Source organism: uncultured Arcticibacterium sp. (genome assembly GCF_964021845.1).
GTDB lineage: Bacteria > Bacteroidota > Bacteroidia > Cytophagales > Spirosomataceae > Arcticibacterium.
In genome coordinates this window covers 570229-584432 of record NZ_CAXHZC010000002.1, presented here as the reverse complement: position 1 = coordinate 584432, position 14204 = coordinate 570229, and the positions used below count along the sequence as shown (strand labels likewise).

12 protein-coding genes are annotated in these 14204 nt (G+C 37.7%); 2 read left to right on the top strand and 10 right to left on the bottom strand.

Annotated elements, in window-relative coordinates; all coding sequences use genetic code 11:
• Window positions 1-210 precede the first annotated feature (210 nt).
• Entirely contained in the window at window positions 211-1479 is a 1269-nt protein-coding gene (gene dcm / locus AADJ06_RS09200) for a DNA (cytosine-5-)-methyltransferase (protein WP_341226141.1), read from the top strand.
• Here the strand turns inward: dcm and AADJ06_RS09195 are convergent.
• The 4 genes from AADJ06_RS09195 to AADJ06_RS09180 all read right to left on the bottom strand — a co-directional run bounded on the left by AADJ06_RS09195 (window position 1428) and on the right by AADJ06_RS09180 (window position 4947).
• Window positions 1428-2138 (bottom strand): PmeII family type II restriction endonuclease, encoded by a 711-nt coding sequence (locus AADJ06_RS09195; protein WP_341226140.1) that lies wholly within the window; start codon window positions 2136-2138, stop codon window positions 1428-1430. The genes dcm and AADJ06_RS09195 overlap by 52 nt on opposite strands.
• Window positions 2139-2365: 227 nt before the next feature.
• Window positions 2366-3109, bottom strand: a complete 744-nt coding sequence (locus tag AADJ06_RS09190; RefSeq protein ID WP_341226139.1) for a DUF1080 domain-containing protein — start codon at window positions 3107-3109, stop codon at window positions 2366-2368.
• Between the two features lie 46 nt (window positions 3110-3155).
• Window positions 3156-4013, bottom strand: coding sequence for a lysylphosphatidylglycerol synthase transmembrane domain-containing protein (locus tag AADJ06_RS09185; protein WP_341226138.1), 858 nt, complete (start codon window positions 4011-4013; stop codon window positions 3156-3158).
• Window positions 4006-4947 (bottom strand): glycosyltransferase family 2 protein, encoded by a 942-nt coding sequence (locus AADJ06_RS09180; RefSeq protein ID WP_341226137.1) that lies wholly within the window; start codon window positions 4945-4947, stop codon window positions 4006-4008. Before AADJ06_RS09180 ends, AADJ06_RS09185 begins: the two co-directional genes overlap by 8 nt.
• Window positions 4948-5072: 125 nt before the next feature.
• Between AADJ06_RS09180 and AADJ06_RS09175 the strand changes: the two genes are divergently transcribed.
• Complete coding sequence (locus AADJ06_RS09175; protein WP_341226136.1) at window positions 5073-6746, top strand: glycosyltransferase family 39 protein; 1674 nt, start codon at window positions 5073-5075, stop codon at window positions 6744-6746.
• Between the two features lie 5 nt (window positions 6747-6751).
• Here AADJ06_RS09175 and AADJ06_RS09170 read toward each other — a convergent pair whose 3' ends face one another.
• From AADJ06_RS09170 to AADJ06_RS09145, 6 genes are all read right to left on the bottom strand, one after another.
• On the bottom strand, window positions 6752-7777 hold the full coding sequence (locus AADJ06_RS09170) for an NAD-dependent epimerase/dehydratase family protein (RefSeq protein WP_341226135.1): 1026 nt from the start codon (window positions 7775-7777) through the stop codon (window positions 6752-6754).
• 121 nt (window positions 7778-7898) lie between these two features.
• Window positions 7899-8687 carry a hypothetical protein gene (locus tag AADJ06_RS09165; protein WP_341226134.1) on the bottom strand — a complete coding sequence of 263 codons (789 nt, stop codon included), beginning with the start codon at window positions 8685-8687 and terminating at the stop codon, window positions 7899-7901.
• A 73-nt stretch (window positions 8688-8760) separates the two neighbouring features.
• A complete protein-coding gene (locus AADJ06_RS09160; RefSeq protein ID WP_341226133.1) occupies window positions 8761-9975 on the bottom strand; it encodes an MFS transporter in 1215 nt (404 codons plus the stop codon).
• Complete coding sequence (locus tag AADJ06_RS09155) at window positions 9972-10514, bottom strand: GNAT family protein (RefSeq protein WP_341226132.1); 543 nt, start codon at window positions 10512-10514, stop codon at window positions 9972-9974. Before AADJ06_RS09155 ends, AADJ06_RS09160 begins: the two co-directional genes overlap by 4 nt.
• A gap of 14 nt (window positions 10515-10528) precedes the next feature.
• Complete coding sequence (locus tag AADJ06_RS09150; protein ID WP_341226131.1) at window positions 10529-12247, bottom strand: GMC family oxidoreductase; 1719 nt, start codon at window positions 12245-12247, stop codon at window positions 10529-10531.
• Between the two features lie 135 nt (window positions 12248-12382).
• Window positions 12383-14098 carry a GMC family oxidoreductase gene (locus AADJ06_RS09145; RefSeq protein WP_341226130.1) on the bottom strand — a complete coding sequence of 572 codons (1716 nt, stop codon included), beginning with the start codon at window positions 14096-14098 and terminating at the stop codon, window positions 12383-12385.
• Between the last annotated feature and the right edge of the window lie 106 nt (window positions 14099-14204).

Sequence of the window (14204 nt, the reverse complement as noted above, 5' to 3'; positions counted from 1 at the left end):
TCTAAGTGAATATAGAAACAAAATGTAAATTGAGCGTGTCTTTTCCTGTTGAATAAAAAATGAGAATGTTTTATACGCTAATTGCCAATTTGTTAAAGAATATGCTTTTGGTCAAGACGAGGTATATTCCCTATTGCTAAAAATTTAAGCAGAAAAATCGAAACATTACCGTTAAGTTTGTAACCATGTATAATGTTGTATAAGTTGGTTATGAGTGATTACTATTCTATTTCTGAAGTTGCTGAAATTCTTGGCAAAAATACCGAAACTTTACGTCGTTGGGACAGAGAGGGCAAATTGACTGCTGCTCGGGAGCCTATGAGTAATTATCGGGTCTATAAAAGAGAGTCTTTAGAGCTTTTTCCTGAGTTTAGAAACTATGTAAATGCAGGTGACAGATTAGATAATTTTGAAGAAACACAGCATAATTATTCTGTTTTAGAATTGTTTGCAGGAGCAGGTGGCTTGGCTATAGGTATGGAGCAGGCTGGTTTAAAGTGCGTAGCACTTAATGAAATAGACAAATGGGCTTGCCAGACTTTACGTCAAAACAGACCAAACTGGAATGTTTTAGAAGGCGATATCAAGAATTTCGATTTCAAAGATTTAGAAAACAAAGTTGATGTAGTTACTGGCGGTTTTCCATGTCAGGCTTTTAGCTATGCAGGGAAAAAATTAGGTCTTGATGATGCCAGAGGGACTTTGTTTTATGAGTTTGCCAGAGTAGTTCAGGAGACTAAACCTGCTATCTGTATTGGAGAGAATGTTCGCGGTTTACTTTCGCACGAAAAGGGCAAAACCTTAGAAGGGATGATTTCTATTTTGGACGAAATCGGATATAATGTGGTAAGCCCTGTGAGAGTGTTGAAGGCCATTCACTATAATGTTCCTCAAAAGCGAGAACGTTTGATTTTGGTGGGTGTCAGAAAAGATATTGATTTAGAATATGCTTATCCGCTGCCAAGCGAAAAGATTTATAATTTAAGTGATGCCTTAAAAAAAGGAGAATTATATAATTCTGATGTGCCAGATTCTCCTGGTACAAAATATCCAGAGCATAAAAAGAAAATTCTTGATTTAATTCCTCAGAAGGGTTATTGGAGAGATTTGCCGCTTGATTTGCAAAAAGAATACATGCAAAAGAGCTTCTATTTAGGAGGCGGTAAAACAGGAATGGCAAGAAGAATTGGTTGGGATGAACCATGTTTAACACTTACTTGTAGTCCTGCTCAAAAACAAACAGAGCGATGTCACCCAGAAGAAACAAGACCTTTTACGGTGAGGGAATATGCAAGAATTCAAACCTTTCCAGACGATTGGAAATTTGCAGGTGCGGTTTCTCAGCAATACAAACAAATAGGGAACGCAGTGCCTTGCAACCTCGGAAAGGAGATAGGCTTTTCTATTATTAAGTTTTTGAATGCTTATTACTCAAAATCAAAAAGTGTCGAAGCTTCGATTTCTACCGCAAGTTTTTGACAGCCTTCTTCAAAGAAATTCTCAGTATCTAGTTCGAGGATCATTTTATCTAAAATTGAGACAAGTTTGGCGTAAAAGTCAGAGTAGCCAGTTATTCTATGCCAAAACTCAGTGCCTATATATACAGGATATGTAGCATCAATCTTTTTATAATGTTGGCTCAGTTGACTCTGTTCTCCATATAAAACTCCAAGAATTAAGTCTGAGTTATTTAGACTCATTGTATTTGTTCTGGCAAGATTTGAAACTTTTGAGAATTTTCGAATTAACGGGCCAACGTCTCCTGCGTTAATAGTATTTGGTCCAGACTTAAGTTGACAATATTTTTTTCGATTATCGACTTTGTCGACAAATTCAATGTCCATTTCTGGAATAAGTGAACCTTTTGCTAGATTCAGTTCAACAAACATTTTCTGAATTCTTGTTCCAAAAGAGGTAGAAATTGACGTCCCTAAAACTCTGGGGTAATATAAAGCCTTTGCTATACCTAATGGAGTAAAGTTGTCTTCAAGAATTTTAGATAAGTATTTTACAAGAATTGGATTAATTTGATAAGAACTTAGTTTCGTGTGGTTTTTTAATACATTGTTTTTGTGGTTTTCAAAGATGACTTCTTTGAAATATTTCGTTATGGCTTCTAGTAACTGATTTTCATTCATATGTAAATATAGAAAATTGGAATTGATAGAGAAGGTAATATTGACCCGAAAGTTAATCCCCACCTTTCCCCAAACCACCTCAAATTCATGCGAAAAGAAAACGGAACAGTTTTGTTGAATCGTCAAGGAGAGCCATAAGCTTTCTGGGAAGGCTTACGTGCTTTTGTAGTCACTTCCCCTTTTATTAAATCTGCAGGAAGAAGCCGAGAGGCTTCTTTTTTGTGGGTTTACTTCTTTAGGTCTTGTATCGTGATGTTTCTATAAAACACTTCTGAGCCTTCAGCTTGAAGAAGAATCTGGCCTTTGGTGAGCGGTACCCAAGTTTTGGTGCTTTCGTCGTAACGCTGCATATTAATGGCTTCGTTAACTAATTTTCCGTTGATGAAAAATTTGGCATTATTGCCGTCTACGGTCACCATTACGTTATTCCAGCCTGTGTGCTCCCATGAGTTTATTCGTGATATACGGCTATAAGTATCTTTTTCCCCCTTGGTTATAAGCTTGCCTTTCGGACTATAGTTATTGTTTCCGTTGCCATCTACTTTAGAGCTGGCTCTGGCCTTTATTATCCATAAATCGCCGCTGTCACCTTCCTGTATTTGACATTCTATGCCCGATGGCCATATTTCTCTCTTGCCAAAAATGTGAAATAGCACACCAGCGTCTCTTACATCGTTTTCTCTGGGAGCAAATTTCTTGTCACCCCATTTATACTCTAGTTTTAAAATGTAGTTTTCATACTCCTTTTCTGTGATAATAGCCGCAAATGGCTGTTTGCTGTTTGCCTGTTGGTTAGGATATGCGTGTATGGCATTATCTTTTACACCAAAATAGTCTTCGCCAGGAGAATCGTCTTGCGATATCATGTACCAGCCATCTAAGTCGCTTCCGTTAAAAAGTGAAGTAACCGGTAAAACTTGAGCTTGAGACAGCAAAGAGGAGGCTATAAGGATTAGCGAAAGGAATTTCATTTGGCTTGCATTTTATTTCAATGCAACAATGTACAAAAAAATGAAATTAATCTTCCAGTTTTAATTCTGGCTTTTTGATATGATAAATGATACCAAAAAGGGAGATAACCGCCGTAATAAAAGAGAAAAGGAAACCTACTGTAACGGCCAGTGTACTATCAAAAGCAAAGAATACGGCAGCTTGGTAAAAGATGAGTTCTCTAATACCAATGCCAGAGAAAGAGAAGATAGAAAGTGCCGAAGAAACCAAAAAAACAACAGCGTAAACAATGCTATCGGTAGGTTCAGAAATACTGTAGAGTAAGGCTATCAAACTTAAAACCTGTAAAGCCTGAATGAGGAGTGAAAGAAGTAAAGGGCGTAATAATATGTCTTTGAAAGACGCGAAAAACCTTTTGATAATAAGATAGAATAAAGCCAAACCTACTGGTATGGCAATAATAAGGAGTGCCGCTAAAGGCATGGTTTGAAATAGTGGCAGGCTCAGAGCCAGCAGGCAAGTCAAAACTCCTATGGCGGCCAAACCCGTAAGACGGTCTATAAAGAGTACGGAAGTTAGTTTTTTTGCCGACCAGCCAAACTTTTTGTGCATGGCATAGACCTTGTAAGCATCGCCACCTATTCCGCCCGGAATAAAGAAATTATAAAACATCCCGAGCAAATACAGGGCGTAATTGCTGGCTTTAGAGATATTGAAAGTATTTTTTGAAAGTAAATAACGAAGCCTTTCTGCCGAAACCCATTGAGAAAGAAAAAGCAATACTCCCGCTAAAACTAGCGGGAGTATCTGTGCATCTGCCAATACAGACTTAATTTTTTCAAATTCAATTTTGGTGAATACCACATACAGCAGCACCAACGTAAATAAAATCTTAAGAGCCGTTATAAGTGATTTCTTATTCAAAAGTGGAGACTTTTCTAATGTTATATGGTTTTTTATCCTGCGACTCGTAATAGGTTTTCATCAGCAAATCAGACACTATACCGATGGTGAAAAACTGAATACCCACCAACACTAATAGCACTCCAAGAATAAGTAATGGTCGGCCGCCAATGTCTTCTCCCATCAGTTTAACCACAAGTAGGTAAAAGTTTATCAAGGCACCAATTCCAAAGAATGTCATTCCCAAATTACCAAAAAAGTGCAGCGGTTTCTGCATGTATTTCTGTTGGAAAAGAATAAGCAGTACATCATTTATAACCTTGAAGGTTCTTCCCAATCCGTATTTTGAAACCCCAAACTGACGAGCATGATGTTTTACAGGAACTTCCGTAATTCTAGCACCTTCTATATGAGCATTTAGAGCTATAAACCGATGAAGTTCGCCATAAAGTGGAACACTCTTGGCGGTTTCGGCAGTCATCACTTTTAGGGCACAGCCGGCATCTGTAATATGAAATTTGGTGGCTTTTCTAATAATGTAATTGGCAATTTTGCTTGGCAGTGTTCTTAGGAAGTTATCCTGTCTTTTCTGCCTTTGTCCTGTCACCATGTCCCATTCTTCATTGATAGCTTTATTCAGCATCATGGTAATGTCAGAAGGGTCGTTTTGCATGTCACCGTCCATCGTGATTACATAATCACCAGTGGCATATTCTATTCCTGCGGCTAGTGCAGAACTTTGCCCGTAGTTTCTTTTAAGCTCTATCAGCACCACATTTGGGTTTTTGAATCCTTTTATTTCTTCTCTTGTGCCATCGGTAGAGAAGTCGTCCACAAAAATGATTTCATATTCGTAGGCACTAAGTTCTTTCCCTATGGCTTCGCATAGTAAAGCGTTGTTTCCCTCTTCGTTAAAAACAGGAATTACAATGGATAGTTTGGGAGATTTATTCATGAAAATATGTTATTGGCTAGCTTTAGATGCTCTTTTTAATATTTAATTTTACACTCGGAATAGAGAAATAATTTACTTTCAAATTCATCTTAATATTTGCCCTTTTAAGACTAATCTGACAAAAAATGAAGAGTATTACTTCTAAAGACAATTATAATCTTCTGTACTTTTTACTGGCCGCGGTATACTTGGTGGGCTTGTTTATTCCTTTAATGGAAAATGACTCTGCCCAGCATGCCACTATGGCCATGCAAATATACCTAGATAATGATTTTCTACACCTCTTTAAGGGTGGGATTCCTTATTTAGATAAGCCGCACATGCACTTTTGGCTTTCAGCCATTTCATTCAAAATTTTCGGTATTTCACATATTGCTTACCGTTTACCTGCTATTTTGTTTACGGCTATTGGTGCTTATTCATGTTATAAATTAGCTAAAGAGTTTTATGGAGAACATGCCGCTCAAATAGCTCCATTGATTTTTCTTTCTACTTATGCCATTATTTTGGCAAATCATGACGTCCGTACAGATGCTGTTTTGACAGGTGCTTCTATTTGGAGTGTTTGGCAGTTAGTCAGGTATATTCATACCTCTCAGCTTAAATATTTGGTGGTGGGTGCTTTTGCTGCTGCTATTGCTTTTTCGTGCAAAGGGCATTTGAGTGTTTTTATTACAGGTGTGGTTTTATTGGCCTATATGGCTTATGCCAGAAAATGGTCGGCCTTTTTTAGCTGGAAATCGCTTTTAGGTTTGGTGGTTTTCGGTTTGGGAATATTACCTGTAGTTTATGCCTATTATGTGCAGTATGATTTACATCCAGAATTAGTTATTGAGGGTCAAAGAAATGTTTCAGGTGTTAAATTTATACTCTGGGACCAAAATTTCAATAGGCTTACCGCCAAAGGTTTTGGAGAAAATAACCCTGATTACCTTTTCTTTTTTCATAACCTCCTTTGGGCTTTTATTCCTTGGTCATTCATTGTTTATCTTGCCTTTTTTGACAGAATAAAATCTTTGGTCAAAAACAGATTAAAGTATGAAAAGGGTTTAGAGGTTCTGACTTCTGTCGGAGTAATAATTGTCTTGTTTGTTATAAGTACTTCTAAATTCAAATTGCCGCATTATTTGAACAGTCTATTGCCTATTTTGTCGGTTTTGGTGGCGGGTTTTCTTATCAATCTAAAAGATAGGAATAGCCTGAAAACATTGAAAACAATATTGATAGTGCAGTATGTTTCTTTGACGCTCATAGCGGGAGGCGTTCTTTATCTTACCTTTTGGGCTTTTGGCGTGCCTTCGCCCATTTTACTTGGAGTTCTTGGGCTTTTCACTGTAGTACTTGTTTTTATTATTAAAGAGAAGATGGAGCTTTGGCGAAAAATAATCTTTGTTTCAGTCTCTTATGTGGCCATTATAAATTTCTGTTTAAGCACGCATTATTACCCAAACATTATGCCCTTTCAAGCCGGAATTCAAGCTGCGGAAGTTATTGAAGAAGAAGGCATTCCTACCCAAGATGTTTTTCTGCTTTTTGGGAAATATAGTTGGTCTTTAGACTTTTATACGGAAAGAAATACACCTAGAATTCCTTTGGATGAAGTTAAAGAAACCGTGAAACCTGGACAATGGCTGTTTTTCTATGGAGAAGATTTAGAAGCGGTAGAAGGTGCTGAGATAAAATGGAATAAGAAATTTCATTTCAAACACTTTAGAGTATCCAAGCCGCGGATTGATTTTTTAAATCCTAATAACAGAACATCAGTTTTAGAGTCGGCTTACTTGGTTCAGGTGAAATAATATGATTAAGCTTTAGCATTGTAGGTTTTAAACCAATCTGCAAAATGCTTAACACCATTTTTTAGAGAGGTGTTTGGGGTGTATTCAATAGCTTTTTCTAAACTTGAAATGTCGGCATAAGTTCTTTTGACATCGCCTGGCTGCATAGGCATCATGTCTTTTTTACTTTCTATTCCAAGGTTCTCTTCTAGTTCATGAATGAAGTCTAATAATTTAATTGGCTGGCTGTTTCCTATATTATGGAGCGTGTAAGGCGGCTCATTATTTTCGGAAACTGGTGCTTTTATACATAGTCTAGAGATTCCTTCTACTATGTCGCCCACGTAAGTGAAATCTCTTTCCATTTCGCCATTATTAAATACTTTGATGGAGCGTCCGTTGGTCATGGCGTCTGCAAAAAGCGTAGGAGCCATGTCTGGTCTTCCCCATGGGCCATAAACGGTAAAAAATCTTAAACCAGTAGTAGGTATTTGGTACAAATGGCTGTAGGAATGAGCCATTAGTTCATTACTCTTTTTTGAAGCGGCGTATATACTTACTGGATGGTCTACTTTGTCTTCTACCGAAAACGGAATCTTGGCATTATTACCATAAACCGAAGAACTAGAAGCATAAATTAAGTGCTTAACAGGATATTTTTTGCAGGCTTCTAATACATTCAAAAAAGCATCAACATTGTTTTTGATATAGGTTCTTGGGTTTTCTATGCTATATCTTACGCCAGTTTGTGCTGCCAGATTTATAACTACCTCAAACTTTTCTTTTTCAAAAAGATGTTCCAGTTTCTCGCTGTCTAAGAGGTCACCTTTAATAAATGTATAATTCGGATATTTGGAAGAATTGACAATGCTATTTAAGGGTAAATCTTCATTTGCAGAAATTCCATTTTCAGCCAGTCTGTCAAATTTGAGTTTAGTAGAATAGTACTTGTTTATACTGTCAAAACCCACTACCTCATGCCCTTCACTTATTAGTTTTTTTATAAGATGAAGTCCGATAAAACCCGCCGCCCCTGTAACTAGAATTTTCATTTATAAGAATCTTTGACTCATAAAATCCTTTTGGAAAGAAAATGGTTCGTGATTTGTACTTATTCTTTATGAAGAGTCACTTTATGAGTACCAACGGCTTTTAGTAGGACTATATCAATGTCTAATAAGAGAGCTTATACTCTATTAAAGATGATTCCGGCTCAGCTTGGCGATTAATAATAACCTTAGACACTCTTTCTAACTCGTCGTATTCATAAGAGAAAGCTAGCGTGTAGTCATAGTCCAAATCTTCGTCGTGAAATACGGCAGTTTTCAAAAGGTTCGTACTAAAGTTTCCTAAATATTTATCTCTAAAAGACCAATGGAAGGTAAGTGGTGTTAAAATTTCTTGTCTAATGTTGTTAGTAGTAGAGTCAATATACGTATAGTCTGCCGTGAGAGAGCCATTTTGATAATGAATCAAGTTTCCATCGGTAGAGTATTCCATATTATATCTTGAAACTTCTGTTGTTTTTAATAAATAATCATTTTTAAAATAGTATTTGAATTCATTTGTGAGTCCTTGTTCTTGTCTCGCAATACCATCGTCGTTAAGGTAAATAGTTTTGCTTATTCCATTTTCAAGAACATTAACTCGGTCAGCTTGATAGTTGTAAGAATAGAGCGTGTCATTCTCCATATAGACACTTTTTAAACGATTGCTGTCATCATAATCTAGTAATAGATTATAAGTGCTTGTGACATTGTTTATAGTTAATCCAACATCCATTTTGGTGAAATTAATTTGCTCTATTTCGGAGACTGTAATTTCAGGGAGTAAATCGATTTCGTTTTGAATTGCATCTTCCTGGCTTATAGGTTCTTGGTCTATCGGCTCAGTTGAGTTGTCTTTTTTACAAGAGAATATTATTATGCTTAAAAAGAGGAATAGTAGACTTTTATTTTTCATAGTGTTGAGATGGTTTTTAATCCTAACGACAATTTGTTTTAGAATATTTCTTCTGTCTCAATATTTATGCCTTTCAGTCTTCTAGATAATCTAAATCTTTATGAAAGGTTTCTGGTAAAGCATAGTTGGCATATATAGCCAATGAAAAACAAAGTAAACCCGTAATGATGGCAGCTTGAATTATGTTAAATTCATTCATAGAGCCTATGAAGGCATAAAGCATACTGATAGGAATGGCTGCTCCTCTAACAAAATTTGGAATGGTGGTAGCCACCGTGGAGCGTATATTTGTGCCAAACTGCTCCGCACCCATGGTTATCATCACTATCCAGTATCCGGTAGAAATTCCCATCAAAACACAAACCACGTAAAATACATAAGCGGACTGCCCATGGAGGTTTAAATAAACCAAAGAAATTATCAAACTGCTTATTTGAAAGATGCCAATGGCCTTTTTTCTGCTTTGGAGCTTTTGACTAACCACGCCGCAGAGCACATCACCAAAGGCAAGTCCTAAGTAAATAAATGCCACAGCTTTACCAGTAGTTATGGCTCCTTTGATGCCTAGTTCTTCTGCCAATGATGGAGCCATTTGCATCAAAATAGTTACCACGAAAAACACTGGAATGCCCACGAGCAAGCTCAGGATATAGATTTTTCTACTTTTGGGGTTTCTAATGAGTTTAAGAATATTCCCTCTTTCTTTTTTACTGGCACTGGCGTGCAAAAACATTTCAGATTCGTAAGTGCCTATACGTAAAAGCAAAAGGAGTATTCCGAGTGCTCCACCAATAAAGAATGCGTATCGCCAATAAAAAGTATCTCCAATGAGACCTGCCACCACAGCACCTAAAACACCTGTGGCTGCCAAAATAGATGTACCGTATCCTCTGATTTTCTGAGGCATGGTTTCCGCTACTATTGTTACGCCCACACCTAATTCACCTGCCAAACCTACACCAGCTAAAAACCTAAGTGCGGAGTAAGAATAAATGTCAGAGATAAAGCCGTTAATGATATTACAAACCGAGTAAAGTATAATGGAGGCAAAAAGCACTGAAAGTCGACCTTTTTTATCGCCAAGAATACCGAAAACTACACCACCGATTAGTAAACCTACCATTTGAATATCAAATAGTAAAAGCCTCATATGGTCTAAGGAGGCTCCAGAATAACCCATTTCGGCCAAACTACTTTTGCCAATAACCACAAAAAGCACCAAGTCAAAGGTGTCAACAAAGTAACCTAATGAGGCAACAAGGAGTAGGAGCCAGGTAGACTTTTTCATTTATTGAAATCTTCGGAAAGAATGGCGTACATGTAATTATCAGACCATCCTGATTTTAAAGGTAGTACTTTTCGTTTTCTACCCTCCTTCTCCATTTTTACTTTTTCCAACACTCGAATTGATGCTTGATTTTCTACGGCTACTCCTGCTTCTATTCTATGAAGCTTTAGTTTACTAAAGCCAAAGCTTAAGACATTTTCGAGGGCTTCGCTTGCGTATCCTTTGCCCCAAAAATCAGGATGTAGTTTATACCATACTTCTGCTTTTTTATGTTTTTTAGCTCCAGAAGTAATTAAGGCTATCAATCCTACAAATTGATGAGTTTTTGTTAGTTCAATAGAAAATGTATGATTTTCAATACTATCCTTCTTGTTCTCAGAAATCCACGGTTTTATAGTGCCTTCTGTCTCCTTAATATCCTTTGGTATTCCTAGTGTGTTAAAGTGGTCTACCTCAGGTCTTGCATGCAATGCATGTATGGCCTCTAAATCGGAATTGTCTATCAGTTTAAGGGTTATCCTTTCACTGAAAATGTTCATTTGTCCTTTGTTGCTCACGATAGGTTGCCTAGTTTAAATTGTTCTGCGGCATAGTTTGCGGCTCTAGCCGTTAACGCCATATAAGTTAATGAAGGGTTTACACAAGAAGAAGATGTCATGGCAGCTCCGTCTGTTACAAAAACATTTTCAGCTCCCCACACTTGATTCCATTTATTAAGTACAGACGTTTTGGGGTCTCTACCCATTCTGGCGGTGCCCATTTCATGAATACCTACACCAGGGCTTTTTTCTTTATTATTATTTCCAACCACATCTTTTAGCCCAGCAGCTTCTAACATGTCTACAGCTTCCTTCATTATCGTTTCACGCATCAGGATTTCGTTTTTACCCCATCCTGCATCAAATTCAATTTGTGGTAAACCATTTTTATCTTTTTTACCTGAAAGGGTCATTCTGTTATTTGGGTCTGGAAGTGTTTCTCCAAAACCCCATAAACTAAACTTCCAAGAACCTGGTAAACTCATGTTTTCTTTAAATTCAGCTCCAAAGGTAGGAGCACCTTCTTGGTATTGCCCTTGGCCTCTAGCTGCCTGTCCTTGGAAACCAAAGCCTCTTAGAAATTCTCTTTTGTCATTACCCCAGTTAGCAAATCTTGGAATATAAATACCGTTTGGTCTACGACCGTAATAATATTTGTCATCCATGCCTTCAAACCTTCCATCGGCTCCTACGGCCAAATGGTGGTCCATAATGTTTCGGCCTAGTTGGTCGCTATCATTTCCTAAACCATTCACATGTTTTGAAGATTTAGACTGCATCATTATCCATGCAGAATTCATAGCAGAAGCATTAAGGAATATGATTTTAGCAAAATACTCTACCTCTTCGTTTGTTTTTTCATCAATGGCTTTAACGCCAATTACCTTATCTGTTTCTTTATCAAAAATGGTTTGATAAACTATTTTGTCATTGACTACCGTCAGGTTTTTAGTTTTTTTAGCAGCTGGTAATGTAGACGCCTGCGTACTGAAATAGGCTCCATATGGGCATCCTCTTTTGCATAGATTTCTGTTTTGACAAGTACTTCTACCCAAAGCTAATTGTTCCTCGGTTGGGTTGGTCAAATGAGCGGCACGCCCTATAATAAGGTGCCTATTCTCAAAATTAGATTCTATTCCTTTTTTGACTTCTTTTTCTACACAGTTAAGCTCCATTGGTGTTTGAAAAACTCCGTCTGGCAAAACATCTAAGCCCTCTTTGCTGCCACTAATTCCAGCAAATCGTTCTACATAGTCATACCAAGGTGCTAAATCATCATACCTGATGGGCCAGTCTACCCCATGACCATCTTCTAAGTTTGCTTCAAAATCTCTTTTATTCCATCTATAACTCTGTTTTCCCCATGTTAAAGATCTACCACCAGTCTGGTATCCTCTTACCCAGTCAAACCTTCTCTTTTCGGCAAAAGGGTAATCTACATCTTTAACAAAATGGGGGAGTATGTCTTGAGCATTTGCAAAACCGGCTCTAGCTCCGGAGTAATATTCCTCTTTTTCTTTATTGGTTAGTTGCCCTCTATGTGGAAAATCCCAGGGGTTCTTCATGGCATTTTCATAACCAGTAATATGCTGTATATCTCGTCCTCGCTCTATCATGAGCACTTTTAGGCCTTTTTCAGTCAATTCTTTGGCCGCCCAGCCTCCAGATATTCCAGAGCCTACCACTATGGCGTCAAAAGTTACTGCCTCTTTGGCATTTCCTTGTATGTACATTTTATGGGTTGAATATGGTTAGTTCTAAAATGGAAATTATAAAAAGTAGTAGTGGATAGAACGAACAAAACTAGGGGTAAATATTTTTCACATTAAACTAAAAGCATTGAGGTTTTATGAAAAAGAACTAGGGAATTATAAATTCCCTAGTTTTAATTGTTCTACTGCATAATTAGCGGCTCTGGCCGTCAATGCCATGTACGTAAGCGATGGATTTACACAGGAAGAAGAAGTCATGGCAGCTCCATCTGTAACAAAGACATTTTCAGCTCCCCATACTTGATTCCATTTGTTTAGTACAGATGTTTTAGGGTCTCTGCCCATTCTTGCAGTGCCCATTTCATGAATACCAACACCCATACTTTTTTCAGCCTCATTATATCCTACTACATCTACCAAGCCAGCTGCTTCCAGCATCTCTACAGCTTCTTTCATGATGGTTTCTCTCATTTTTAGCTCGTTTTGCCCCCAACTTGCGTCAAATTCAATTTGTTGTAGACCGTTTTTATCTTTTTTATCAGATAACCTTATTCTATTATTTGGGTCAGGTAAAGTCTCTCCAAAACCTCTCATGCTAAAAGACCATGGCCCAGGTACAGACATTTTTTCTTTAAAATCAGCTCCAAAAGTTGCATCATTTATTCTTGGATCGCCTTGTGCTCTACTAGCTCCACCTTGATATCCGAAACCTCTTAAGAAATCTCTTTTGTCATCGGCCCAGTTGGCAAACCTTGGAATATAAATCCCGTTTGGCCTGCGGCCATAATAGTATTTGTCTTCATGCCCTTCGTATCGACCTCGTGCCCCTGCATTTAGGTGGTGGTCCATGATGTTTCTTCCTAGTTGGTCAGATTCATTACCTAATCCATTCGGATGTTTTGAAGAGGTAGACTGCATCATTATCCAAGCTGAATTCATAGCAGAAGCATTGATGAAGATGATTTTCGCAAAGTATTCTACTTCCTCATTAGTTTTCTCATCAATGGCTTTAACTCCTATTACTTTATCAGTTTCTTTGTCAAAAATGGTTTGGTAAACTATTTTATCATTTACCACTGTTAGGTTTTCTGTTCTTTTAGCAGCTGGCAATGTAGCAGACTGTGTACTGAAATAGGCTCCGTATGGACACCCCCTTTTACAAAGATTTCTGTTTTGGCATGTGGCTCTTCCTAGAGCCAGTTGTTCTTCCGTTGGGTTTGTTAAGTGTGCGGCTCTACCTATAAAAAGGTGTCTGTTTTCATAACTAGATTCTATCCCTTTTTTTATTTCTTTTTCAACGCAGTTAAGTTCCATGGGTGTTTGAAAAATACCATCGGGAAGTACATCAAGGCCTTCTTTGCTTCCGCTAATACCAGCAAAACGCTCGACGTGGTCATACCAAGGAGCTAAGTCTTCATATCTAATTGGCCAGTCTACACCATGACCATCTTCTAAGTTTGCTTCAAAATCTCTTTTATTCCATCGGTAGCTTTGCTTACCCCAAGTTAGGGAGCGGCCACCGGTTTGATATCCTCGAACCCAGTCAAATCTTTTTTGCTCCTGAAAAGGATAATCTACGTCTTTTACAAAATGTGGGAGTATATCTTGAGCATTTGCAAAACCAGCTCTGGAGCCTGAGTAGTATTCCTCTTTTTCTTTATTCGAAAGTTGGCCTCTGTATTCAAAGTCCCATGGGTTTTTCATGGCATTTTCATAACCGGTAATGTGTTCAATGTGCCTGCCTCTTTCAATCATTAACACCTTCAGACCTTTTTCAGTCAATTCTTTGGCAGCCCAACCACCAGAAACTCCTGAACCAACTACTATAGCGTCAAAAGTCATTGCCTCTTTGGCTTTTCCTTGTATATACATTCTTAATAGGTTTTCTTCTATATGCTAAAATGACAATTAAATTTTAAAACGTATATCATAAAGCCGTGTTTTCTCAGAATTGCTTTTCTGATAACAAAAAAATCCT

What these genes read in the sequence shown, in the direction of transcription:
- dcm (WP_341226141.1), top strand. Translation starts at nt 211, where the DNA reads ATGAGTGATTACTATTCTATTTCTGAAGTTGCTGAAATTCTTGGCAAA.
- AADJ06_RS09195 (WP_341226140.1), bottom strand. Translation starts at nt 2,138, where the DNA reads ATGAATGAAAATCAGTTACTAGAAGCCATAACGAAATATTTCAAAGAA.
- AADJ06_RS09190 (WP_341226139.1), bottom strand. Translation starts at nt 3,109, where the DNA reads ATGAAATTCCTTTCGCTAATCCTTATAGCCTCCTCTTTGCTGTCTCAA.
- AADJ06_RS09180 (WP_341226137.1), bottom strand. Translation starts at nt 4,947, where the DNA reads ATGAATAAATCTCCCAAACTATCCATTGTAATTCCTGTTTTTAACGAA.
- AADJ06_RS09175 (WP_341226136.1), top strand. Translation starts at nt 5,073, where the DNA reads ATGAAGAGTATTACTTCTAAAGACAATTATAATCTTCTGTACTTTTTA.
- AADJ06_RS09170 (WP_341226135.1), bottom strand. Translation starts at nt 7,777, where the DNA reads ATGAAAATTCTAGTTACAGGGGCGGCGGGTTTTATCGGACTTCATCTT.
- AADJ06_RS09165 (WP_341226134.1), bottom strand. Translation starts at nt 8,687, where the DNA reads ATGAAAAATAAAAGTCTACTATTCCTCTTTTTAAGCATAATAATATTC.
- AADJ06_RS09160 (WP_341226133.1), bottom strand. Translation starts at nt 9,975, where the DNA reads ATGAAAAAGTCTACCTGGCTCCTACTCCTTGTTGCCTCATTAGGTTAC.
- AADJ06_RS09155 (WP_341226132.1), bottom strand. Translation starts at nt 10,514, where the DNA reads ATGAACATTTTCAGTGAAAGGATAACCCTTAAACTGATAGACAATTCC.
- AADJ06_RS09150 (WP_341226131.1), bottom strand. Translation starts at nt 12,247, where the DNA reads ATGTACATACAAGGAAATGCCAAAGAGGCAGTAACTTTTGACGCCATA.
- AADJ06_RS09145 (WP_341226130.1), bottom strand. Translation starts at nt 14,098, where the DNA reads ATGTATATACAAGGAAAAGCCAAAGAGGCAATGACTTTTGACGCTATA.